The 23,144-nt window shown below is 74.3% G+C and carries 20 protein-coding genes; 8 read left to right on the forward strand and 12 right to left on the reverse strand.

Going from position 1 to position 23,144, the window contains the following annotated elements:
- Nucleotides 1-90 precede the first annotated feature (90 nt).
- From ACZ7LB_RS12840 to ACZ7LB_RS12855, 4 genes are all read right to left on the reverse strand, one after another.
- Complete coding sequence (locus ACZ7LB_RS12840; RefSeq protein WP_471467657.1) at nucleotides 91-1,647, reverse strand: DNA polymerase III subunit gamma/tau domain-containing protein; 1,557 nt, start codon at nucleotides 1,645-1,647, stop codon at nucleotides 91-93.
- On the reverse strand, nucleotides 1,637-2,230 hold the full coding sequence (locus tag ACZ7LB_RS12845) for a DUF6114 domain-containing protein (RefSeq protein WP_471467658.1): 594 nt from the start codon (nucleotides 2,228-2,230) through the stop codon (nucleotides 1,637-1,639). Before ACZ7LB_RS12845 ends, ACZ7LB_RS12840 begins: the two co-directional genes overlap by 11 nt.
- A gap of 129 nt (nucleotides 2,231-2,359) precedes the next feature.
- Complete coding sequence (locus ACZ7LB_RS12850; protein WP_471467660.1) at nucleotides 2,360-2,992, reverse strand: DUF6230 family protein; 633 nt, start codon at nucleotides 2,990-2,992, stop codon at nucleotides 2,360-2,362.
- Between the two features lie 637 nt (nucleotides 2,993-3,629).
- Nucleotides 3,630-4,610 carry a tetratricopeptide repeat protein gene (locus ACZ7LB_RS12855; protein ID WP_471467662.1) on the reverse strand — a complete coding sequence of 327 codons (981 nt, stop codon included), beginning with the start codon at nucleotides 4,608-4,610 and terminating at the stop codon, nucleotides 3,630-3,632.
- A gap of 367 nt (nucleotides 4,611-4,977) precedes the next feature.
- On the opposite strand from ACZ7LB_RS12855, the gene ACZ7LB_RS12860 reads away from it, so the two are divergent.
- Complete coding sequence (locus ACZ7LB_RS12860; protein ID WP_265292655.1) at nucleotides 4,978-5,595, forward strand: TetR/AcrR family transcriptional regulator; 618 nt, start codon at nucleotides 4,978-4,980, stop codon at nucleotides 5,593-5,595.
- Between the two features lie 161 nt (nucleotides 5,596-5,756).
- Here ACZ7LB_RS12860 and ACZ7LB_RS12865 read toward each other — a convergent pair whose 3' ends face one another.
- The 5 genes from ACZ7LB_RS12865 to ACZ7LB_RS12885 form a co-directional block, all read right to left on the reverse strand.
- Entirely contained in the window at nucleotides 5,757-7,457 is a 1,701-nt protein-coding gene (locus ACZ7LB_RS12865) for an acyl-CoA mutase large subunit family protein (protein WP_471467664.1), read from the reverse strand.
- Between the two features lie 282 nt (nucleotides 7,458-7,739).
- On the reverse strand, nucleotides 7,740-8,078 hold the full coding sequence (locus ACZ7LB_RS12870; protein WP_471467666.1) for a DUF3817 domain-containing protein: 339 nt from the start codon (nucleotides 8,076-8,078) through the stop codon (nucleotides 7,740-7,742).
- 203 nt (nucleotides 8,079-8,281) lie between these two features.
- The gene (locus tag ACZ7LB_RS12875) at nucleotides 8,282-8,791 is read right to left on the reverse strand and encodes a MarR family winged helix-turn-helix transcriptional regulator (RefSeq protein WP_471467668.1); all 510 of its coding nucleotides are present in this window, start codon (nucleotides 8,789-8,791) and stop codon (nucleotides 8,282-8,284) included.
- Between the two features lie 84 nt (nucleotides 8,792-8,875).
- Entirely contained in the window at nucleotides 8,876-9,169 is a 294-nt protein-coding gene (locus ACZ7LB_RS12880) for an MTH1187 family thiamine-binding protein (protein WP_161228033.1), read from the reverse strand.
- On the reverse strand, nucleotides 9,166-9,510 hold the full coding sequence (locus ACZ7LB_RS12885) for a DUF3817 domain-containing protein (RefSeq protein WP_471467670.1): 345 nt from the start codon (nucleotides 9,508-9,510) through the stop codon (nucleotides 9,166-9,168). Before ACZ7LB_RS12885 ends, ACZ7LB_RS12880 begins: the two co-directional genes overlap by 4 nt.
- A gap of 258 nt (nucleotides 9,511-9,768) precedes the next feature.
- On the opposite strand from ACZ7LB_RS12885, the gene ACZ7LB_RS12890 reads away from it, so the two are divergent.
- From ACZ7LB_RS12890 to ACZ7LB_RS12905, 4 genes are all read left to right on the forward strand, one after another.
- Entirely contained in the window at nucleotides 9,769-10,401 is a 633-nt protein-coding gene (locus tag ACZ7LB_RS12890) for an AIM24 family protein (protein ID WP_471468007.1), read from the forward strand.
- 1 nt (nucleotide 10,402) lies between these two features.
- Nucleotides 10,403-11,053 carry an AIM24 family protein gene (locus tag ACZ7LB_RS12895; RefSeq protein ID WP_471467672.1) on the forward strand — a complete coding sequence of 217 codons (651 nt, stop codon included), beginning with the start codon at nucleotides 10,403-10,405 and terminating at the stop codon, nucleotides 11,051-11,053.
- Nucleotides 11,050-11,820 carry an AIM24 family protein gene (locus ACZ7LB_RS12900; protein ID WP_471467673.1) on the forward strand — a complete coding sequence of 257 codons (771 nt, stop codon included), beginning with the start codon at nucleotides 11,050-11,052 and terminating at the stop codon, nucleotides 11,818-11,820. Before ACZ7LB_RS12895 ends, ACZ7LB_RS12900 begins: the two co-directional genes overlap by 4 nt.
- A gap of 101 nt (nucleotides 11,821-11,921) precedes the next feature.
- A complete protein-coding gene (locus ACZ7LB_RS12905) occupies nucleotides 11,922-12,398 on the forward strand; it encodes a MarR family winged helix-turn-helix transcriptional regulator (protein ID WP_471467674.1) in 477 nt (158 codons plus the stop codon).
- A gap of 262 nt (nucleotides 12,399-12,660) precedes the next feature.
- Here ACZ7LB_RS12905 and ACZ7LB_RS12910 read toward each other — a convergent pair whose 3' ends face one another.
- From ACZ7LB_RS12910 to ACZ7LB_RS12920, 3 genes are all read right to left on the reverse strand, one after another.
- Nucleotides 12,661-14,088 carry an MFS transporter gene (locus ACZ7LB_RS12910; RefSeq protein WP_471467675.1) on the reverse strand — a complete coding sequence of 476 codons (1,428 nt, stop codon included), beginning with the start codon at nucleotides 14,086-14,088 and terminating at the stop codon, nucleotides 12,661-12,663.
- Nucleotides 14,089-14,822: 734 nt separating this feature from the next.
- The gene (gene meaB / locus ACZ7LB_RS12915; RefSeq protein WP_471467676.1) at nucleotides 14,823-15,779 is read right to left on the reverse strand and encodes a methylmalonyl Co-A mutase-associated GTPase MeaB; all 957 of its coding nucleotides are present in this window, start codon (nucleotides 15,777-15,779) and stop codon (nucleotides 14,823-14,825) included.
- A gap of 33 nt (nucleotides 15,780-15,812) precedes the next feature.
- Nucleotides 15,813-17,036 carry an acetyl-CoA C-acetyltransferase gene (locus ACZ7LB_RS12920; RefSeq protein WP_471467677.1) on the reverse strand — a complete coding sequence of 408 codons (1,224 nt, stop codon included), beginning with the start codon at nucleotides 17,034-17,036 and terminating at the stop codon, nucleotides 15,813-15,815.
- A gap of 149 nt (nucleotides 17,037-17,185) precedes the next feature.
- On the opposite strand from ACZ7LB_RS12920, the gene mce reads away from it, so the two are divergent.
- The 3 genes from mce to ACZ7LB_RS12935 all read left to right on the forward strand — a co-directional run bounded on the left by mce (nucleotide 17,186) and on the right by ACZ7LB_RS12935 (nucleotide 23,050).
- Complete coding sequence (gene mce, locus ACZ7LB_RS12925) at nucleotides 17,186-17,626, forward strand: methylmalonyl-CoA epimerase (RefSeq protein WP_471467678.1); 441 nt, start codon at nucleotides 17,186-17,188, stop codon at nucleotides 17,624-17,626.
- 235 nt (nucleotides 17,627-17,861) lie between these two features.
- Nucleotides 17,862-21,908, forward strand: coding sequence for a polarized growth protein Scy (scy, locus tag ACZ7LB_RS12930; RefSeq protein ID WP_471467679.1), 4,047 nt, complete (start codon nucleotides 17,862-17,864; stop codon nucleotides 21,906-21,908).
- Nucleotides 21,909-22,114: 206 nt separating this feature from the next.
- Nucleotides 22,115-23,050, forward strand: a complete 936-nt coding sequence (locus ACZ7LB_RS12935) for a coiled-coil domain-containing protein (RefSeq protein WP_161228024.1) — start codon at nucleotides 22,115-22,117, stop codon at nucleotides 23,048-23,050.
- Nucleotides 23,051-23,144: the final 94 nt, after the last annotated feature.

Below are 23,144 nucleotides of genomic sequence, written 5' to 3' on the forward strand. Positions count from 1 at the left end.
GGACCGGGGTGCAAATCTCCCGAAAACAACAAGGGGGTTCCCCCCAGACGGGGGGGCACCCTCGTCGTCGTGCCGGGACGGTCGGCGGGGTCAGCCGGTGATGTACTGGCGCAGCCCGGGGATGTGCAGGGTGCCGCCGAACTGCCCGGCCTGGACGACGGTGACCTCGGTGAAGTAGATCAGCGGGATGTCGAGCGGCGGCGGGGTTTCCGGGTCGAAGGTGACCGGGATGAGCCCGAGCAGCTTGCCGGAGATGCTCTGCGTGTACATCACGGTCTCGCCGTCGCGGATGGTGGACGTGGAGCCCCTGGCCGCCCGGACGTGGTAGGTCCGCCCGGACTGCGCGTCCTTGTAGGTCTGGTGCAGGTCGCCGATGTCGGTGCCGCTGGATATGACGTACTTGAGCACCTTCTTGGTGGTGCCGTTGGCGGTCCTGACGCGCACGACGCCTTTGTACGAGGCGCCCTTGAGCAGCAGGGAGCCGGCGTTGAGGTACCAGGGGTCGTCGGGCAGCGGCACCGGGTTGTCGACGCCGCCCTCGGCGTCCGTGGCGACGGGGCAGTCGGCGGGGTCGGGGCCGCCGCTCGCGGAGGGGGTGGGGGACGGGGTGGCCGCCTCCGTGGCACCGGGCCGCCCGTCGCCGGCTCCGTCCCCCTCCTCGCCCGCCGGACCGGTCCCGGCCGTGGCACCGTCGGCCGTGCCGGGGCCGGGCGGGGTGCCGGGGCCGGGCGGGGTGCCGTCGGCGCCGGTGTCCCCCGCCGCGCCGTCGGTGCCGGTGTCCGGTGCGTCCTTCGCGGTGTCCCCGGCCGCGCCGGTCGCCGTGGCGTCCGGTACCGGGGACGTGTCCGTCGCGGGTCCGGACGCCTCCGGCCGCGGGGCCCCGGCGGTGGGGGTGGCGTCCGGTACCGGGGGCTGCCCGGCCCCGGCGCCCGGACCGCCTCCGCCACCGTGGCCGGGGCCGCCCCCGCCGGGGAGCACACCGCCCAGGGTGTCGCCGAGCACGTCGCCGAGGGCGTCGCCGACGTCCTGGAGGAGACCGCCGCCCCGGGGGGCCGAGGGGTGCGGGGCGGGCGGCGCGGTGCCCGTGCCGGGCGGGGCGCCGGGCCCGGCCTCGTCGTCGGAACCTGAATCCGGCGAAGAGGACGGTCCCGTGCCCTGCCCGGCGCCGGCGGAGGGGGACGGCCGGCCGCCCACGCCCCGGCCGCCGTCGTCCGTCGGCGAGGACGTGACGGCGGGCGTCGGGGTGGGGTCCGGCGTGGGGTCCGCGGAGGAGGACGGGACCGGGGAACCGCTCGGCCCGGCGGCCGTCCCGGAGGGCACGGCGGCCGGCTCGGAGGGTTCGGCGGGGCCGGAGGGCTCGGCGGACCCGGGCCCGCCCGCCAGGGCCTCCACGCACGCCCGGTACTCCTCGGCCGTCAGGCTGTTGGAGGGCGGTGCCACCGCGTCGTTGCCGTCGGCGAGGGCGAGGGTGGGCGTGAACCCCATGCCCATGAGGACGGCCGTGGGCATCGCCGCCAGGGCTATCGCCTTCCCGGCCGGCATGTGGAATCTGGTGAGCAACGGCTTTCTGGGCGCCGCGTGGCGCGGCCCGGTCCTCGCCCGGAGCCCCTCCGCATCGGTCCCGCTGGTCACCTCGTCAGCCGGCACTGTGCCTCCCGTTCGCCCCGTTGGCCGGGCTCGTTCCTGACAGATCGTTCGGCTCGTCCGTGGTGTCCCGCGGCTGCGGCACCGGGGCGCCGGGCGCGGGGACGCCGGGCACCGTCATGCCGGGGACCGGGGCCCCGGGTGCGACGCCCGCTCCCCCGCCCTCCACCGGGGACCCGTCCGCCGACGGCTCGCCGGGCGCCCACGACACGGCCATCGCGCCGCCGACCAGGGCGAGCAGGAAGCCGATGAAGAAGCCGCCGAGGTTGGAGACGGGGATGGACACCAGCGCGAGCAGGATCGCCGCCACGCCCGCGAAGACCCGGACGTGCTTCTGGAACCAGAGGCTGACGCCCAGGACGACCAGCAGCACGCCGATGATCAGCGACCCGGCGCCGGCGGTGGTGGCCATCGCCAGGGTCAGGTGCCCGATCTGGAGGTTCGCGTAGGGGAAGTAGGCGATGGGGAGTCCGCCGAGCGCGACGAACAGGCCGGCCCAGAACGGCCGGGTGCCTCGCCAGTCACGGAACTGCAGCCTCCAGCGGGTGAACTGGCCGGATGCGGCGGCAGGGGTCTCGGCGCTCATGGAAAACAGCTCCCTGGTACGGCTTTGCTGGGGTGGAGACGCGGCCCGCGCGCCGGGGCGCGGACCGGGTGCACGGGCGGGGGCGCCACCGGCTCCCCCGCCCGTCAGTGAGCGCCCGTCAGGGGGTGCTCAGTAACATTCCTTGACACCCTTGGACAGCGACATCTTCAGCCCGCTGAGCTTGAAGGTTCCGGCGGTGGTCGCCCACGCCGTCTGCTTCACGTTCAGCAGCGTCGCCGAGTCGGCCTGCTGGGCGAACCCGTACGGGTTCGCGGTGTCGCCCTTGTGGATGCCCGGACCCTTGACGGCGTCCTTGGCGGCCACGCCGATGTCGATGCCGCGGAAGGTGGCATCGGCCTCGAGCTGCTCGACGTCGATGTACAGGTTCTCGGCGCGGACGGGGGTGCCGCCCCCGCCGGCCTTCAGGATGAGGCTGACCGAGCCGAGCACCGGGATGTCCGGGGTGACCACGGACTGGCACATGCCCTCGATCGACGCGGTCTTGAACGCCGACACGGCGACCGGGTGCGCCGTCTGCCTGCCGTCGAGCGTGTAACCCGAGTCGATGGCTCCGTACTGGACGAAGCCCGTACCGTCGAGCCGGTCCGCCGTCACCTTGAACGACTGGCCGGACACACTGAACGACGCGGCGAGGGCGCCCTGCGCCAGCGCGACGCCTATCGCTGCGGTGGCGGCCACGCTCGGCACCATGACGACCGCGAACCGCTTCCATCTCGTCCCGCCACGCACCTGGGACTCCATATTTCCTCCTTCTCGGACGTACATCTCCTGACCCCGGCTCCACCGCCGGACGGCGGTTCGGCAGGGCAGGGATGGGAGAAGTGCTACGTCCTCGGGAAGGAGAGCGCCCGTGCTCGGCGGCACGTAAGCGCGTCCGAACCACCGGCGATCACCCCCGAGCGACAACCACTGGCCGTGCCTGACACACATCACGCACGACCCTGCCGGGCAGGCTCCGCCGGGAGAGCGAAGACCCCCCTGCCCGAGGACCGACGGCACGGCCGGCGGTCCTGCCCGGTGGGGACCCAGGAAGCCCCGTGCCCCGATTGGCTGTCGGGGAAGGGGGAATGGACCGAGCGTGGCCGATCGTGGTGCATTCCCGTCCCCGGCACAAGGGGTTCATTACTCGCTGGTAACGCGCACATGCCCGTGGCACGGCGCAGCGGCGCGGGACAGCGACACTGGGTGCGACATCAGGGCAGAACAAAAACCGCGATGGCCGGACGAAGGCCGACAGAACGACGCGGGTGACTTACTTGCAGTAACAGCAAGGCCGATTACCAAGATTTGGCAAAGCGGGAACCATTCCGGGGTGCCGCCGACGGCTCCCGGACAGGGAGCCGGTCGGCGGCACGGGCCGGAGGGCGCTACGGACCGGTCAGAACAGGGCGCGGGCGAGCGCGCGGCGCGCGGCGGCGACCCGGGGGTCGTCGGCGCCGATGACGTCGAACAGCTTGAGCAGCCGCAGCCGTACGGCGTCGCGGTCGTCGCCGGTGGTGCGGCGCACCGTGTCGATGAGGCGCCCGAAGGCGTCCTCCACGTGGCCGCCCACGAGGTCGAGGTCGGCGGCGGCGATCTGCGCCTCGGCGTCGTCGGGCCGCTCGGCGGCGTCCCGGCGCACCGTCTGCGGGTCGGCGGCCTGCACCCGCTGGAGCAACTCGGCCTGGGCGAGGCCCAGTTTGGCCTCGGTGTTGCCCGGGTCCTCGGCCAGCACACCGCGGTACGCCTCGACGGCCGCGCCCATGTCGCCCGCGTCCAGCGCGCGCACGGCGGCCTCCAGGGCCGCGTCGTGCGGACCGGCGGGGGGCTCGGAGGCGGCGTCGGGACCGCCGCCGCCCGGCTCGGCCCCGGGGTCGACGGTGAGGCCGGTCAGACCGAAGCGCTCCTCGGCGACCTGGACCAACTGGTCGAGGGTCTGGCGGATCTGGGTCTCGCTCGCGGCTCCCTGGAAGAGCGGCAGGGCCTGTCCGGCCACGACCGCGAAGACCGCGGGAATGCCCTGGACGCCGAACTGCTGCATGAGCATCTGGTTGGCGTCGACGTCGATCCGGGCGAGCAGGAAGCGGCCGTCGTACTCGACGGCGAGCCGCTCCAGTACCGGGCTGAGCTGCTTGCAGGGCTCGCACCACTCGGCCCAGAAGTCGATGACGACCGGGACCTCGGTGGACCGCTGGAGGATCTCGCTCTCGAATCCGGCCTCGTCGACGTCGATGACGAGGTCGGCGGGAGAGACGGCACCCGCCCCGCCGTTGCGGGCGGCCTCGGCGCGCGCCTGCTCCGCCTTCGCCTTGGCCTCCTGGGCCGCCTTCACCGCGGCGAGGTCGACGACCCCGCTCATGGACATGTTCCGTGGCTGCATGGGCCCATCCTCCCCCGTACCGCGCGTGCGCGTGAAAAGCGGGGTGGAAGCCCGCCCGTATGTGTGCCGTTCGCCGTGCCGAGCCGTGCTCCGCGGAAGGTCCCCCCGGCGGGTTCCGCGGGTGCCGCCACCGGCCGGAGGGCGCCGGCCGGAGGGGCGGAGCGGCGCCGGGTCCCCACCCCGCGCCTGTCGTGGTCGTCGCTCGGGCGCGGGAGGTCGCCCGCGCTTTCGCTACGCCTCGTAGCGTAATACCACCGGGGGCCGCCGCGACAGCCCGCCCCGGTGATCTCCCTCACGACGGGGGCCGGCGGGCCGCCGCCGAGGGCCGTCCCGCGCTCCCCGGCGGGACAGCCCTTAGGGTCGGCACATGCAGAGCAGCGCCTCCGCCGGCCGTGCCGGACGTCCCCGCAGCGCCGCCGCGGACGCCGCGATCCTGGCCGCGACGCGGGCGGCCCTGGTCGACCTGGGCTGGTCCGGGCTGACGCTGGGGGACGTGGCGACGCGGGCGGGGGTCGCCAAGACGACCCTCTACCGCCGCTGGGCGGGCAAGAACGAGCTGGTCGTGGACGCGGTGGCGGAGCTGTTCGACGAGCTGGAGCTGCCGGACCGCGGCTCGCTGGCGGCGGACATCGAGGGCGTGGTGCGCCAGTTCGCGGCGATCCTGGCCCGGCCGGAGGCGATGAGCGGGCTGATGGCGGTGGTCGCGGAGTCCACCCGGGACGAGGCGCTGCGCGAGCGCATCAGGGCGTCGATCGTGGAGCGGCAGAAGCGGCTGGTGCTGGAGGGGCGGTCGCGGGCGCAGCGGCGCGGGGAGCTGCCGCCGCAGACCGACCCGGCCGAGGCGGCCCGCACGGCGGACCTGATCTTCGACGTGGTGGCGGGGGCGGTGGTGCACCGCACGCTGGTCCGCGCGGAACCGGCGGACGGCGAGTGGGTGCGCGGCCTCACCCGGGTGCTGCTGGGCGGGCTGTCGGAGGCGGCGTAGGAGGGGGGGTCGGCGCCGGGGAGGGCGGGGCGCAGGGGGGAGGGCGGGGCGCAGGGGGGGGCGGCCGAGCCCATCCCGCGCCCACCTCCACGCCCCCACCGGCACCGGTGCCCGCGCCGGCGCCGGAGCGGCGGTGGCGCGGGCACCGGCGGGGTGCCGGATCAGAAACCGGCGGGCTCGGTGTACACGCCCCACTCGTCGCGCAGCACCCCGCAGATCTCGCCCAGCGTCGCCTCGGCGCGCACGGCGTCGAGCATGGGCGCGATCATGTTGGCGCCGGAGCGGGCGGCGTCGAGCATCGCGTCCAGGGCGGAGCGCACGGCGGCGTCGTCCCGGGCGGCCCTGCGCCCGCCGAGCACGCGGACCTGCTCGCGCTCGACCTCGTGGCTGACCCGGAGGATCTCCAGGTCGCCGGTGACGGAGCCGGTGTGGACGTTGACGCCGACGACCTTCTTCTCGTCCTTCTCCAGGGCCTGCTGGTAGCGGAAGGCGGACTCCGCGATCTCGCCGGTGAACCAGCCGTCCTCGATGCCGCGCAGGATGCCGGAGGTGATCGGGCCGATGGGGTGCCGCCCGTCGGGGTGGGCCCGCAGACCGCGCTCCTTGATCTGCTCGAAGATCTTCTCCGCGTCGGCCTCGATCCGGTCCGTGAGCTGCTCGACGAACCAGGAGCCGCCCAGCGGGTCGGCGACGTTGGCGACGCCGGTCTCCTCCATGAGGACCTGCTGGGTGCGCAGCGCGATCTCAGCGGCCTGCTCGCTGGGGAGGGCGAGGGTCTCGTCCAGGGCGTTGGTGTGCAGGGAGTTGGTCCCGCCGAGCACGGCGGCGAGCGCCTCGACGGCGGTCCGCACGACGTTGTTGTACGGCTGCTGGGCGGTGAGGGAGACGCCCGCGGTCTGGGTGTGGAAGCGCAGCCACTGCGCCTTGTCGCTCCGGGCGCCGTAGACGTCCCGCATCCAGCGGGCCCAGATGCGGCGGGCGGCGCGGAACTTGGCGATCTCCTCGAAGAAGTCGAGGTGCGCGTCGAAGAAGAAGGACAGGCCCGGCGCGAACACGTCCACGTCCAGGCCGCGGCTGAGGCCGAGCTCGACGTAGCCGAAGCCGTCCGCGAGGGTGTACGCCAGCTCCTGCGCGGCCGTGGCCCCGGCCTCGCGGATGTGGTAGCCGGAGACGGAGAGCGGCTTGTAGGCGGGGATGCCGGCGGCGCAGTGCTCCATCAGGTCGCCGATGAGCCGCAGATGGGGCTCGGGCTGGAAGAGCCACTCCTTCTGGGCGATGTACTCCTTGAAGATGTCCGTCTGGAGCGTGCCGTTGAGCACGGCGGGGTCGACGCCCTGCCGCTCGGCGGCGACCAGGTACATGCAGAAGACGGGCACGGCGGGCCCGCTGATCGTCATGGAGGTGGTGACGTCGCCGAGCGGGATGTCCTTGAACAGGACCTCCATGTCGGCGGCCGAGTCGATGGCGACGCCGCAGTGGCCGACCTCGCCGAGGGAGCGCGGGTCGTCGGAGTCGCGGCCCATGAGCGTCGGCATGTCGAAGGCGACGGAGAGGCCGCCGCCGCCGTTGCGCAGGATCATCTTGTAGCGCTCGTTGGTCTGCTCGGCGTTGCCGAACCCGGCGAACTGGCGGATGGTCCACGTCCGCCCCCGGTAGCCGGTCGGGTGCAGGCCCCGGGTGTAGGGGTACTCCCCGGGCCATCCGATGCGCTCGAACCCGTCGTACGCGTCCCCGGGCCGGGGCCCGTAGACCGGCTCCACGGGATCGCCGGAGAGCGTGGTGAAGTCGGCGTCGCGCTTGCGCGCCGCGTCGTAACGGGCCTGCCACCGAAGGCGGCCTTCCTCAATGGCGTCAGCGTCCATGCCTCCAATTTACTAGGACGTCCAAGTAAATGTCGACGGCGGACCGCCGTGCGCTGCTCCGTACGGCGGTGGGGCGGCCGTGACCAGGCATGTCACCGGTCCGGGCCGGACGCGGGGAGCCCCGTGGCACGGCCCGCGGGCCCGCCGGGGCCGGCCGACGGCCGCGCCGCGACGCGGGGGCCTCCCCCGGCGGCGGCAGCGCGGCCCCCGTGGCGGCGGCCGGGCACCGGCGGCGGGAGCGCGGGCACCGGCCGGCGAGGGCCGGGCCCCGGCGGCGGGAGCCTAGGCCTTGGCGACGGCGGGGGTGCCGTCCGCGCCCCGGGCCCCCAGCTCGCGGCTGATCCGGCGCTCGACGAAGAACGCGGCGGTGGGAACGGTCCCGGCGAGCAGCACCCAGAGCTGCTTCTTCACCGGCCACTTGGCCTTGGAGCCCAGGTCGAAGGCGAAGATCAGGTAGACGACGTAGAGCCAGCCGTGGGCGATGCTGACCACCTGGGTGAAGTCGGCCGCGCCGCCCATGTCCAGGGCGTACTTGCCGATCATGCCGAGGGTCAGCGCGACGAGGAGGACACCGGTGACGTAGGCCATGACCCGGTAGCGGGTCAGCACGCTCTTCTTCATGGCATCGAGCGTAACGGGCCGTTCCGGGAGATCCCGCCCCGGGTCGCCGGGCCCCGCGGCGGCGGCCGGGGGGCGGTGCGCCGGGGCCGCCGGGGACACGCCGGGCCACGAGGCACCGCCGCTCCGCCGCGCGGACAGGGCCGCGCGCGCACGGCGGCCGGGCTCCCACCCGCACGGGTGGCCTGCCGCGGCCGGGCCGGGCGTCACTCCGCCGTGAAGTCTCCGGCGGCGACCCGCAGGGGGCGGAGCATGGCGAAGATCTCGGCGCACTCCTCGGCGTCGTAGGCGCCCAGACCGAAGTCCATGGCCATCAGGTCGCGGGTGGCGGACTCGACGACCTCGCGGCCCCTGGCGGTGATGCTGGCGAGGGTGCCGCGCCCGTCGTTGGGGTTGGGCCGCTTGCCGACCAGACCCGACCGCACCAGCCGGTCGACGGTGTTCGTCACCGAGGTGGGGTGGACCATCAGCCGCTCGCCGATCTTGGACATCGGCAGCTCGCCCGCCTTGGAGAAGGTGAGCAGCACCAGCGCCTCGTAGCGCGCGAACGTCAGCCCGTACGGCTTGACCACCGCGTCGACCTCGGCCAGCAGGATCTGTTGGGCCCGCATGATGGAGGTGATCGCCGCCATCGAGGGGACACCGCCCCAGCGCCGGTTCCAGAGTTCGTCGGCTCGGGCGATGGGATCGAAGGAGAGACTGAGGGGCTTCGGCACGGGACCAGACCATACCGGCCGGTCATATGCCGTTCAGCCCCGTCTCGTCCTTCGATACCGTCCGGTTCGCCGGCCCGTGCCCGTTCAGGACGCGAGGTGGCGCTCCACGGTCTCGACCTTGCCGGTAAGCCCGTCGGTGACACCGGGGCGGAGGTCGGCCTTGAGGACGAGGGAGACACGGGGCGCCCGCGCCTCCACGGCGGCGACGGCCCGCCGGACCACGTCCATGACCTCGTCCCACTCGCCCTCGACGGAGGTGAACATCGCGTCGGTGCGGTTGGGCAGCCCCGACTCGCGGACCACGCGGACGGCGTCGGCGACGTACTCCCCCACGTCCTCGCCGACGCCGAGGGGCGTCACGGAGAAGGCGACGATCATGCGCCGACGACCCCTTCCCGGCGGGCGCGGGAGGCGATGACCGCGCTCTCGGCCTCGCGCTTGAGGCGCCGCTCCGCGAAGAAGCCGCCGAGCGGCAGGACCGAGAGCACGAAGTAGAGCGCGGCGGTGCCCAGCGGCCACTTGGCGCGGTTCCAGGCGTCCGCCCAGAAGACCACGTAGAGCACGAAGAGGACACCGTGGAGCATGCCCATCACCGGCACCGCGTTGAAGTCGGTGGTCCGCTTGAGCACCGAGCAGACGATCAGCAGCAGGAACGAGATCGCCTCGGGGGCCGAGACCAGTCGGAGGCGGCGGAGGGCGGAGGCGGTCTTGAGGTCCACGGGTCACCTTCAGGGAAAGGGGCATCGGGCAGCGATGGGCCGGGCGGCTTGTGAACTCGCGCACAAGCGCCCCGTCCATTGTGGCAAACGCGCGGAGCGACCGGGCGAGGGGGTGGGACCAGGCCGGCGCGAGGGGCGGGCACGGGGCCTCGTGCCCCGGGCGACCCCGAGACGTCCCCCAGGGGAGAGATCAGGGCGAACCCACCCCCGCGGGGCTGTCGGCGGGGGCCCCGCGGCGGCTACCTTCGCTGCGTGGCGATGTTTCGACTTCAGGGCAGCAGGGTGCTCGCCGTCGACCTGACCGGGGACGCCGTGAAGGCGAAGAACGGCTCGATGGTCGCGTACGACGGGGAGATGGCCTTCAAGAAGCTGACGGGCGGGGGTGAGGGCGTGCGGGGCATGGTGACGCGGCGGCTCACCGGTGAGCGGATGGCCGTGATGGAGGTGAAGGGGCGGGGCACCTGCTGGTTCGCGGACCGGGCCTCGGAGATCAACCTCGTGGCGCTCCGGGGCGAGAGACTCTACGTCGAGTCCAGCAACTTCCTGGCGGCCGACACCGGGCTGCGCACCGGCACGAGCTTCACCGGGCTGCGCGGCGCCTCCCAGGGCAACGGGCTGTTCACCACGACGGTCGAGGGGCAGGGCCAGGTGGCGATCATGTCGGACGGCCCGGCGGTGGTGCTGCGGGTGAGCGCGCGGTACCCGCTGACGGTGGACCCGGGGGCGTACGTGGCGCACCAGGGGAATCTGCGGCAGTCCTTCCAGTCCGGCGCGAGCGTGCGCACCCTGTTCGGCGAGGGCGGCGGCGAGGCCTTCCAGATCCGCTTCGAGGGCGACGGCCTGGTGTACGTGCAGCCCAGCGAGCGCAACACCGTCGGGGGGGATGTGTGACATGGGCTTCGAGGAGGTCAACTCCAAGATGGTGCGGGCGACGGTGACCCCGGGCGCCCGGCTGTTCAGCCAGCGCGGCGCCATGCTGGCGTACCGGGGCGAGGTCACGTTCACCCCCGACCTGCTCGGCGGGCAGGGCGGGGTGATGTCGATGATCGGCCGCCGGGTGGCCAACGAGTCGACGCCGCTGATGACGGTGGAGGGCGACGGCACGGTGTTCTTCGGGCACGGCGGCCACCACGTCCAGGTGATCCGGCTCTCCGGCGACACGCTGTACGTGGAGGCGGACCGGCTGCTCGCCTTCGAGGGCACCCTGGAGCAGGGCACGGTGTTCCTGGGCTCGCAGGGCGGCGTGATGGGCATGGTGCGCGGCCAGGTCAGCGGCCAGGGCCTGTTCACCACCACCCTGAAGGGGCACGGCGCGGTCGCGGTGATGGCCCACGGCGGGGTGCTGGAGGTCCCCATCACCCCGCAGCGCCCGGTGCACGTCGACCCCCAGGCCTACGTCGCCCACCACGGGGACGTGCGGAACCGGCTGTCCACGGCGCTGGGCTGGCGGGACATGGTGGGGCGCGGCTCCGGCGAGGCGTTCCAACTGGAGCTGAGCGGCAGCGGCGCGGTGTACGTCCAGGCGTCGGAGGAGAAGCTGTGAGCATCGTCCACCACGATCCGTCGACCCTGCCGGAGAACGACAACGTCAACGCGTACACCTTCTGCGTCTCCCTGAAGGGGAGTCAGTGGTTCCTGCAGAAGGGGAAGATGATCGCCTACTACGGGTCGGTCGAGTTCAACGGGATCGGGCACGGCCGGCTGGACCGCCTGACGCGCATGTCGTTCCACTCGCCGCTGCACGCGAGCGACTGGGTGGTGGCCGAGGGGTCGGGCCTGATGCTGCTGGCGGACCGGGCCTTCGATGTGAACTCGTACGACCTGGAGGACGGCAATCTGACCATCCGCTCCGGCAATCTGCTCGCTTTCGAACCGAGTCTGGCACTGAAGCAGTCGATCGTGCCGGGCTTTCTGACATTGATCGGAACCGGGAAGTTCGTGGCGGCGTCGAATGGTCCAGTGGTGTTCGTCGAGCCGCCGATCCGGGTGGACCCGCAGGCCCTGGTCGGCTGGGCGGACTGCCCCTCCCCGTGCCACCACTACGACCACGCCTATCTGACCGGCTTCCTGGGCGGTCTGCGGGCCATGACGGGGCTGGGAGGGGCCTCGGGGGAGGAGCACCAGTTCGAGTTCGTGGGCGCCGGGACGGTGCTGCTGCAGTCGAGCGAGGCCCTGATGGAGGAGAGGGACAGGGGGCTGCCTCCGGCGCAGGCGGGCGTGCCCGGCGGTCCGGGCGGCCAGGGGGGCCGTCCGGGGGCGGGGGGTCTTCCCGGACAGCTCGGCGGTCTGCAGAACCGCTTCGGACGGTGAGCGGTACCCTGCGGAGTGTCACCTCGAACGCCTGCCCAGCGACTTCGTCACATCGCCACTCTTCCTAGTTCACAATTCAACTTTTTAGGTAGACTTCATTCATGGAGACCGATACCGCCACCCGCTGGCTGACCGAGTCGGAGCAGTGTGCGTGGCGCACCCATCTGGAGGTCAACAGGCTGTTGACCTACCAGCTCGAAAGGGATCTGCAGCCGTTCGGCCTGACGATGAACGACTACGAGATCCTGGTGAACCTGTCCGAGTCGGAGGACGACCGGATGCGGATGAGCGATCTCGCCGCCGCCACGATGCAGTCCAAGAGCCGGCTCTCCCACCAGATCACCCGCATGGAGAACGCGAACCTGGTCCGCCGGGAGAACTGCGAGTCCGACCGCCGGGGCCTGTTCGCCGTCCTCACCGAGCACGGCATGGAGACGATGCGCAAGGTCGCGCCGCACCACGTGGCCTCCGTGCGCAGGCACTTCATCGACCTGATGGACCCCGAGGCGCTGACCGACCTGGACAAGGCGCTCAAGCCCATCGCGGAGCATCTGCGCGGACAGCGCGGGCGCCCGTGACCCTCAGCGGCACGCCGACCGCACGCTGAGGAACCCTTCCGCGGCCCGGCCCGGCGGAGGTGCGGATCCCCGCACCTCCGCCGGGCCGGGCCGTTCGGCTCCGGGACCCGAGTCCGCCGGGGCCGCCCACGGAGCCGCCCGGACCCGCGTCCGCCGGGCGGTACCGCCTGCGGGACCGCCGGAGCCCCGCGGGGCGGGCGGCGCGGACCGGGCGGGAGCGTCCGGTGCCGGAGGGGAGCGTCCGGTGCCGGGCGGCGGGGGATCAGCTCCCGGCACCCGTGCCGCCGGGGCCGACGCCCGGACCGACCGGGCCACCGCCGGAGCCACCCGCGCCGCCCGGGTCGCCGCTCGGACCACCCGCGCCGCCCGGGCCCCCATCGGGACCACCCGTGCGGGCCGCGCGGGCCGGGCCCCGGTCGCCGTCGCCCCGGCGCGGGCGGAGAACGGAGCGGCGTCCGCCGCCCCCGGCCCGTTCCCGTCCGCCCGGCACCAGCGCGGCCGCGAGGGCGCAGGCCCCGCACAGCGCGAAGCACCCCGCCGGCGGAACCCGCTCCAGCAGCAGGCCCACCGCCGCCATCCCGGCGGAACTGCCCGCGTTGACCGCCGTGTTGACCCAGGCGCCCGCCCGGACACGGAACCCGGGCGGGACGCTCCCGTCCGCGATCAGGTACGCCGTCGTCAGCGCCGGTGACACGAACAGCCCCGCGCAGGCCAGCACCGCGACCAGGGTGACCGGACCGGGGGCGAGTCCCGCGACGGCCAGGGTCAGCCCGAGCCCCGCCGCCAGCAGCGGAAGCCGTACGCGCGCGGGGGTGCTCCAGCGCACGGCGCCGTTGAGCAGACCGCCCACCGCGCTGCCCGCCGACAGCGCCGCGAGCATCCAGGCGACGGCTCCGTCGCCCAGGCCGCGCTCCCCGGCTGAGGCGACGGCCAGCAGGTCGACGGCGCTCAGCGCGAGGCCGACGCCCGCGGCGACGGCGACCGGCTGCACCAGGGCGCGGACCGGCCTGCCCGCCTCGCGGGGGTCCGCCGGAGCGCCGGGGGTGCCGGGGTGGTCCGGGGCCGGGGGCGCCGTCCGGTGCAGGGCGCCCGTGGCCGGGGAGGCGGCGAAGGCGAGGGTGCCCACCGCCACCAGCAGCGCGCTCAGCACCACCCCGGCGTCCGGCGAGGCCACCCCGATCACCACGCCGATCAGCAGCGGGCCGGTGACGAAGAGGAGTTCCTCGGCGACGCCGTCCAGGCTGTAGGCGCGTTGCAGCAGCTCCCGGTCGGGGAGGAGGGCGGCCCAGACCGCGCGCATCGTGGGCCCGAGCGGGGGCGTGCAGGCCCCGGCGAGGACGGCGGTGGCGGCGAGCGGCGCCACGGGGACGCCCGGCAGCCGCGCGACCGCCACGAGGACGCAGAGCAGGACGGCGTAGAGCAGCGCCATGGGCGGCAGGGCGCGGCGCGGGCCGTACCGGTCGACCAGGGCCGCCCGGGTGGGCGTCAGCAGCACGCTGGCGGCGCCGAAGAGGGCCATGACCGTGCCGGCCGCGGCGTAGGACCCGGTGGCCCGGGTCACGGAGAGCATCAGGGCGAGGGAGACGGTGCCGTACGAGAGCCGGCCCACGAGGGCGGACAGGAAGGTGCGGCGGGCATGGGGGACACGGAAAACGGCGGCATAGGTGGGCCGCGCGGCTGAGGTGGTCACGCGAAGGGTTCCTCGGAGAAGAGGCGGAAGGGGTCGCCGGAGTGCCGCGACGGCCGGTGTGCGCCGGTCGCGGTCCTGGGCGGGCCCTACGCCAAGAGGAGGAACATGCGGGGCAACCTACCAGCGCCGACGGCGCGGGTCACCCGCGTTCCCCCACCGCACTCGCCCCGCCCTTCGCCCGGGCGCCCGGCCCCCTGCCCCACGCCCGCCGTGGCCGCCACGCCCGCCGTGGCCGCCGTGGCCGCCGTGGCCGCCGTGGCCGCCGTGGCCGCCGTGGCCGCCCGCGAACGTACCTCGCGGGCACCGCCTCGGCCCCTCGCCCGGGCAGGCGCCCGCACCCGCGAGGCTCGTCGCACCGGCACCGGCCAACGGCCCTGGGCACCACCCCGCACCGGCACGACACCGGCAGCGACAACACCGCTCACCGGCACCACGACCACCGCCGCACCGCCGCACCGCCGCACCGGCCGGCCAACGGCGGGGCGCCGAGACCGACACCGCTCCCGCGCGGGCCCACGCGCCACCGGCCGGCCCGGGCCGGCCTCCCGGCACGGGCCTCCCGGCACGGCGTCGGCCCAGACGCCACTCCCCCGCCGGCGCCGGGCACGGCGCGGCCACCGGCACGGCACCCGTCCGTGCACGGGCATGGGCACGGGCACCCACGCCCCCACAGGCACAGGCCCCCGCACAGGCACCGGCGCCCTCGCCCCGGACCCCCGCTCACACCCGGAGGGTCACGCCCCGGTCAGGCCCTCGATCAGTTCGTCCGCCGCACGGTAGGGGTCCAGCGTGCCGGCGGTGATGCGTTCCGCGAGGGCGTCCAGGCGGCGGTCGCCGTGGAGGTCGCCGATGCGGCGGCGCAGCGCGGTGACCGCGATGGTCTCGACCTCGCGGGCGGCGCGCGCCCGGCGGCGCTCGGCCAGGACGCCGTGCTCCTCCATCCAGGCCCGGTGCTTCTCCAGCGCCTCGACCACCTCGTCGACGCCCTCGCCGCGCGCGGCGACCGTCTTCACGATGGGCGGGCGCCAGTCGCCCGGGCCGCGGGCCTCGCCGAGGCCGAGCATGTGGTTCAGCTCCCGCGCGGTGGCGTCCGCGCCGTCCCGGTCGGCCTTGTTGACGACGTACACGTCGCCGATCTCCAGGATGCCCGCCTTGGCCGCCTGGATGCCGTCCCCCATGCCGGGGGCGAGCAGGACGACGGAGGTGTCGGCCTGCGAGGCGATCTCGACCTCGGACTGGCCGACGCCGACCGTCTCCACGAGGATCACCTCGCAGCCGGCCGCGTCCAGGACCCGGATGGCCTGCGGCGCGGCCCAGGCGAGTCCGCCGAGGTGGCCGCGGGTGGCCATGGAGCGGATGTAGACGCCCGGGTCGGAGGCGTGGTCGGACATGCGGACCCGGTCGCCGAGCAGGGCGCCGCCGGAGAAGGGGGACGACGGGTCGACCGCGAGCACGCCGACCCGTCTGCCCTGCTTGCGGTAGGCCGTCACCAGCGCCGAGGTGGACGTCGACTTGCCGACGCCCGGCGAGCCCGTCAGGCCCACCACATAGGCGCCCCCGGTCAGCGGGGCGAGGGTCGCCATGACCTCCCTGAGCTGCGGGGACGCCCCCTCGACCAGGGAGATCAGCCGGGCCACGGCCCGCGGCCGGCCTTCCCGGGCCTGGGCGACCAGCGAGGAGACGTCCTGCATCACAGCTCCGTTCGGTGAGAGGTGGTGGCCCGGTCAGGCCGAGGGGACCCGGACGATCAGCGCGTCGCCCTGGCCGCCGCCGCCGCACAGGGCCGCCGCCCCGGTCCCGCCGCCGCGCCGCTTCAGCTCCAGCGCGAGATGGAGGACGAGGCGGGCGCCGGACATGCCGATCGGGTGGCCCAGGGCGATGGCACCGCCATGGACGTTCACCTTTTCGGTGGAGACGCCGAGGTCCTTCATTGACTGCACGGCGACCGCGGCGAACGCCTCGTTGATCTCCAGGAGATCGAGGTCGGAGACGTCCAGCCCCTCCTTCCCCAGGGCGTGCAGGATGGCGTTGGAGGGCTGCGACTGCAAAGAGTTGTCGGGGCCGGCCACGTTGCCGTGGGCGCCGATCTCGGCGATCCACTCCAGGCCCAGCTCCTCGGCCCTGGCCCTGCTCATGACGACCACGGCCGCCGCGCCGTCGGAGATCTGCGAGGCGGTGCCGGCGGTGATGGTGCCGTCCTTGCCGAAGGCGGGCCGCAGCCGGGCCAGGGTCTCGGCGGTGGTGTCGCCGCGGATGCCCTCGTCCTGGCTGAAGAGGACCGGGTCGCCCTTGCGCTGCGGGATCTCCACGGGGGTGATCTCGGCCTCGAAGACGCCGTCCTTCTGGGCGGCGGCGGCACGCTGGTGGGAGAGGGCGCCGATGGCGTCCTGCTCCTCGCGGGTGATGCCGAGGCGCGTGTTGTGGTGGTCGGTGGACTCGCCCATGGCGATGTGCTCGAAGGCATCGGTCAGCCCGTCGTGCGCCATGGAGTCCAGCATCTCCACCGCGCCGTACTTGTGGCCCGCCCGGGACTTCGGCAGCAGGTGCGGGGCGTTGGTCATGGACTCCTGGCCGCCGGCCACCACCACGTCGAATTCACCGGCGCGAATGAGCTGGTCGGCCAGGGCGATGGCGTCGAGGCCGGACAGACACACCTTGTTGACGGTGAGCGCGGGGACGCTCATGGGGATGCCCGCCTTGACGGCGGCCTGGCGGGCGGGGATCTGCCCGGCGCCGGCCTGGAGCACCTGCCCCATGATCACGTACTGCACCTGGTCGCCGGTGACGCCCGCCCGCTCCAGGGCCGCCTTGATCGCGAAGCCGCCCAGGTCGGCGGCGGAGAACGGGGTGAGCGAGCCGAGCAGCCGCCCCATGGGGGTTCGCGCGCCCGCGACGATCACCGAGGTCGTACCGTTCGTCCCAGAAGTTCCCGAAGTTCCAGAAGCCATGAGCTGCGATCCCCTTACCGGCCTGCACAGCCGCGGAGTGAACGAGGGTTTACTACGAATGTACTGAGCGGCCCTCCGCCCCGTCACCGGGCCGTCGGTGTGATCGCGCGCACGTTGCGTAACCGCGGCGGGGGCGTTGCACTGAGTCCATGCTGACGCGAATCGACCACATCGGAATCGCCTGCCGCGATCTCGACACGACCGTCGAGTTCTACCGTGCCACCTACGGTTTCGAGGTGACCCACACCGAGGTCAACGAGGAGCAGGGGGTGCGCGAGGCCATGCTGCGGATCAACGGCACCTCGGACGGCGGCTCCTGCTACCTCCAGCTGCTGGAGCCCGTCCGGGAGGACTCCGCCGTCGGCAAGTGGCTCGCCAGGAACGGGGAGGGCGTGCACCACATCGCCTTCGGCACGGCGGACGTCGACGGGGACGCGGAGGAGATCCGCGGCAAGGGGGTCCGGGTCCTGTACGACGAGCCCCGGCGCGGGTCCATGGGGTCCCGCATCACCTTCCTGCATCCCAAGGACTGCCATGGCGTTCTGACAGAACTGGTCACTTCGGCGGCCGTTGGGACACCGGAGCACTGACCCTCCTGCATAGGGGCCGGTAGGGTTGGGTGCGGTCGCCGCTCAGTCCAGGGTGACCCGGTCCTGTCGTCGTCGGCGCCGGGACCGCCGGGGCCCGTGTTTCGGGGGGCGGGCGACGGGGCGGCAGCCCCCGCTCCCCCCGTGATCTGACACCATTCCCCGGGGGCCCCGTTCGGCGGGACGGACGGAGCCCTGTCAAGGAGATTCGCGACCAGGGGACGGATGGGACCGCGCAGTGCGGGGCTACGAGAGCCAGGAGCGAGAGCCGGCGGCTGACGTCGACCACCTCTCTCGGTTCGAGGCCGAGATGAAGCGGCTGAGGACCGAGCGGGAAAAGGCGATCCAGCACGCCGAGGACCTCGGCTACCAGGTCGAGGTGCTGCGCGCCAAGCTGCACGAGGCGCGGCGCACCATCATGTCCCGGCCCGCCTTCGACGGCGGCGACCTCGGGTACCAGGCCGAGCAGCTGCTGCGGAACGCGCAGGTGCAGGCCGAGCAGCTGCGCGCGGACGCCGAGCGGGAGCTGAGCCAGGCGCGCGCGCAGACCCAGCGCATCCTCCAGGAGCACGCGGAGCAGGCCGCCCGTCTCCAGGCCGAGCTGCACCAGGAGGCCGTCACCCGGCGCCAGCAGCTCGACCAGGAGCTGGCCGAGCGCCGCCAGACCGTCGAGGCGCACGTCAACGAGAACGTGTCGTGGGCCGAGCAGTTGCGGGCCCGGACCGAGCAGCAGGCCCGCCGGCTGCTCGACGAGTCCCGCGCCGAGGCCGAGCAGGCCCTGGCCACCGCCCGCGCGGAGGCCGAACGGGTGACGGGCGAGGCGCGGCAGCGGCTGCGCGGCGAGGCGGAGAGCGCCCGCTCCGAGGCCGAGCAGCTCCTGCGCCGGGCCCGCGCGGACGCCGAGCGGCTGCTGAACGCCGCCTCCACCCAGGCGCAGGAGGCCACCGACCACGCCGAGCAGGTGCGCAGCACCACGGCGGCCGAGTCGGAGACCAGCCGCCGGGAGGCCCAGGAGCTGAGCCGGGCCGCCGAGCAGCGCATGACGGAGGCCGAGGAGGCGCTGCGCACGGCGCAGTCCGAGGCCGAGAAGCTGGTCACGGAGGCGACCGAGGCGGCGGCCAAGGCCCTGGCGAGCGCCGAGTCCGCCAACGAGCAGCGCACCCGGACGGCGAAGGAGCAGGTCGCCCGGCTGGTCGGCGAGGCCACGAAGGACGCCGAGTCGACGCGGGCCGAGGCCGAGCAGGTGGTCGCGGACGCCCGCGCGGAGGCCGAGAAGGTCGTCGCCGAGGCCGTCGAGAAGGCCCGGACGCTGACCGCCGAGGAGTCGGCCACCCAGCTGTCGAAGGCGGCGAGGACCGCCGAGGACGTGCTGAACAAGGCGTCCGAGGAGGCCAAGCGGACCACCCGGGCCGCCGCCGAGGAGGCCGAGCGGATCCGCGGCGAGGCCGAGGCCGAGTCGGACCGGCTGCGGGCCGAGGCGCACGACATCGCCGCACAGCTCAAGGGCGCGGCGAAGGACGACACCAAGGAGTACCGCGCCAAGACCGTCGAGCTGCAGGAGGAGGCGCGCCGGCTGCGCGGCGAGGCCGAGCAGCTCCGGGCCGACGCGGTGGCCGAGGGCGAGAAGATCCGCGCCGGGGCCCGCAAGGAGGCGGTGGCGCAGATCGAGGAGGCGGCGAAGTCCGCCGAGGAGCTGCTCGCCAAGGCGAAGGCCGACGCCGACGAGCTGCGGCGGGCTTCGACGGCGGACAGCGAGAAGGTCCGCACCGAGGCGATCGAGCGGGCGACGTCGCTGCGCCGCCAGGCCGAGGAGACGCTGGAGCGGGCCCGCGCCGACGCCGAGCGGCAGGGCGCGGAGGCCGCCGAGCGGGTGGAGGCGCTCCAGGAGGAGGCCGAGCGGGCCGCCCGGGAGCTGCGCGAGGAGACCGAGCGGGCCATGGCGGCCCGGCGGGCGGAAGCGGCCGAGGAGGCCGCGCGGCTCCAGGCGGAGGCCGAGGAGCGCCGCACGTCGGCCGACGAGGCGCTGGCCGGGGCCCGCGAGGAGGCCGCGCGCATCCGCCGGGAGGCCGGCGAGGAGAGCGAGCGGCTGCGCACCGAGGCCGCCGAGCGGGTCCGGGCGCTCCAGCAGCAGGCCGAGGCGGAGGCCGAGCGGCTGCGCACCGAGGCCGGCGCGGACGCCGCCGCCTCCCGTGCCGAGGGCGAGTCCGTCGCCGTGCGGCTGCGGGCGGAGGCGGCGAGCGAGGCGGAGCGGCTGAAGTCGGAGGCGCAGGACACCGCCGACCGGGTGCGCGCGGAGGCGGGGGCCGCGGCCGAGCGGATCTCGGCGGAGGCGTCGGAGACGCTGGCCGCCGCGCAGGAGGAGGCGGCCCGGCGCCGTCGCGAGGCCGAGGAGACGCTCGGCGCCGCCCGCCAGGAGGCCGGGCAGGAGCGGGAGCGGGCCCGGGAGCAGAGCGAGGAGCTGCTGGCCTCGGCTCGCACCCGGGTGGAGGAGGCGCAGGCCGAGGCGGTCCGCCTGGTCGAGGAGGCCGAGCGGCGCGCGACGGAGATGGTGGCCGCCGCCGAGCAGCACGCGACGCAGGTGCGGGAGTCGGTCGCCGGGCTGCACGAGCAGGCGCAGGAGGAGATCGCCGGACTGCGCAGCGCCGCCGAGCACGCGGCGGAGCGCACCCGGCGCGAGGCGGGCGAGGAGTCCGACCGGGTCCGCTCCGACGCCCACGCGGAGCGGGAGCGGGCGGGCGAGGACGCCTCCCGGCTGCGCCGCGAGGCGCGGGAGGAGTCGGAGGCCGCCAAGGCGCTGGCCGAGCGGACCGTGACCGAGGCCGTCGAGCAGGCCGAGCGGGTCCGGGCGGACGCGGCGGAGCACGTCCAGCGGCTGCGCACGGAGGCCTCGGACACCATCGCCGAGGCGGAGCGCGGCGCGGCGCGGACCCGGGCGGACGCCCGGGAGGACGCCAACCGCATCCGGTCCGACGCTGCGGCGCAGGCGGACACCCTGATCACCGAGGCGCGGTCGGAGGCCGAGCGGCTCACGACGACGACGGCGGCCGAGACCGAGCGGCTGGCGGCGGAGACGGCCGCGGAGGCGGAGCGGGTCCGTACCGAGGCGACGGCCGAGGCGGAGCGGGTCCGTACGGAGACCGCGGCCGAGGCGGAGCGGGTCCGTACGGAGACCGCGGCCGAGGCGGAGCGGGTCCGTACCGAGGCCGCGGGCGAGGCGGACCGGCTGCTGACGGAGTCGGTGACGGAGGCCGACCGGCTGCGCTCGGAGGCCACCGCCCGTGCCGAGCGGCTGGTGTCGGAGGCCACCGGGGAGGCGGAGCGGCTGCGGGCCGAGGCCGCCGAGACGGTGGGGTCGGCCCAGCAGCACGCGGAGCGGGTGCGCGCCGGGGCGGAGCGGGCCGGCGCGGAGGCGGCCCGGGAGGCGGAGCGGGTCACCGCGGCGGCCCGGGAGGAGGCCGAGCGCACCCTCGACGAGGCCCGCAAGGACGCCAACAAGCGGCGTTCGGAGGCCGCCGAGCAGGTCGACACGCTGATCACCGAGACCGCGGCGGAGGCCGACAAGCTGCTGGCCGAGGCGCGGCAGCAGGCGCAGACGACGACGGCGGACGCCGAGGCGCAGGCCGACACCATGGTGGGCGCGGCCCGTACGGAGGCCGAGCGGATCGTCGCGGAGGCGGCCATCGAGGGCAACACCCGGGTGGAGCGGGCCCGTACGGACGCCGACGAGCTGCTGGTCGGGGCCCGCCGGGACGCGACGGCCATAAGGGAGCGCGCGGAGGAGCTGCGCGACCGGCTGACCTCCGAGATCGAGGAGCTGCACGAGCGGGCCCGCCGGGAGGCGGCCGAGACGATGAAGTCGGCCGGCGACCGGTGCGACGCGCTCATCAAGGCGGCCGAGGAGCAGCTCGCGAAGGCGGAGGCGAAGGCCGAGGAGCTGGTCTCCGAGGCCGGTTCGGAGGCGGGCAAGGTGCGCATCGCCGCCGTGCGGAAGGCCGAGGGGCTGCTCAAGGAGGCCGAGGCGAAGACGTCCTCGCTGACCAAGGAGGCCGAGGCGATCAAGGCCGAGGCGATCCGCGAGGCACGGCGCACGGTCGAGGAGGGCAAGCGCGAACTGGACACGCTGGTGCGCCGCCGCCAGGACATCAACGCCGAGATCTCCAGGGTGCAGGACGTCCTGGAGGCGCTGGAGTCCTTCGAGGCGCCGACGGGGGTGAAGGAGAACGGGGGGAAGGCGAATGCCACCGTGGGGGCCCCTCGTTCGGGTGGCAAGTCGTCAGACAGCTAGCGTGGGGGGCGGTTTCGTAGTGTCCTGGGGTATTTGACCACACCCCGGTTCGATGCTCTGATCAGACCTTTGGCAAGCCTTCCGGAAGCCAGCCACTCAAAAGAGGTGTGATTCTCCAGATCAACAGCGCAACCGCTCGATGACACACCGCATCGGCGCCTAGGATTCCCCCTATCACCTCACCGGTCTCTTTCGACAGGAACCCCATGAGCGACACTTCCCCATACGGATTCGAGCTTGTGCGGCGTGGGTACGACCGCGCTCAGGTGGACGAACGGATCTCCAAGCTCGTCTCCGACCGTGACAGCGCTCTCACCCGTATCACCGCCCTGGAAAAGCGGATCGAGGAACTCCACCTCGAGACCCAGAACGCCCAGGCCCAGGTCAGCGACGCCGAGCCGTCGTACGCCGGTCTCGGTGCCCGGGTCGAGAAGATCCTGCGCCTGGCCGAGGAGGAGGCGAAGGACCTGCGTGAGGAGGCCCGTCGCGCGGCCGAGCAGCACCGCGAGCTGTCCGAGGCGTCCGCCCAGCAGGTCCGCAACGAGGCCGAGTCCTACGCGAGCGAGCGCAAGGCCAAGGCCGAGGACGAGGGCATCCGGATCGTCGAGAAGGCCAAGAGCGACGCGTCGCAGCTCAGGGCCGAGGCGCAGAAGGACGCGCAGTCCAAGCGCGAGGAGGCGGACGCCCTCTTCGAGGAGACCCGCGCCAAGGCCGCGCAGGCCGCCGCCGACTTCGAGACGAACCTGGCCAAGCGCCGCGAGCAGTCCGAGCGCGACCTGGCCTCCCGTCAGGCCAAGGCGGAGAAGCGGCTCGCGGAGATCGAGCACCGGGCGGAGCAGCTCCGGCTGGAGGCGGAGAAGCTGCGCACGGACGCCGAGCGCCGCGCCCGCCAGACCGTGGAGACGGCGCAGCGCCAGGCCGAGGACATCGTGGCCGACGCCAACACCAAGGCCGACCGCATCCGTTCGGAGTCCGAGCGTGAGCTGGCGGCCCTGACCAACCGTCGCGACTCCATCAACGCGCAGCTCACCAACGTGCGCGAGATGCTGGCGACGCTCACGGGTGCCGCGGTGGCGGCGGCGGGTTCGCCCGTCGAGGACGAGTCGGTCTCCCGCGGAGTGCCGGCCCAGCAGTCGCGCTGACGCCCGGGCACACCCGGCCGGACGGGTGAGGAGCACCGGCGGGGCCCCCTGCCACTGCGGTGGCAGGGGGCCCCGTCCCGTTCTAGCGTGGGCC

Source organism: Streptomyces sp. NPDC107521, assembly GCF_055598485.1.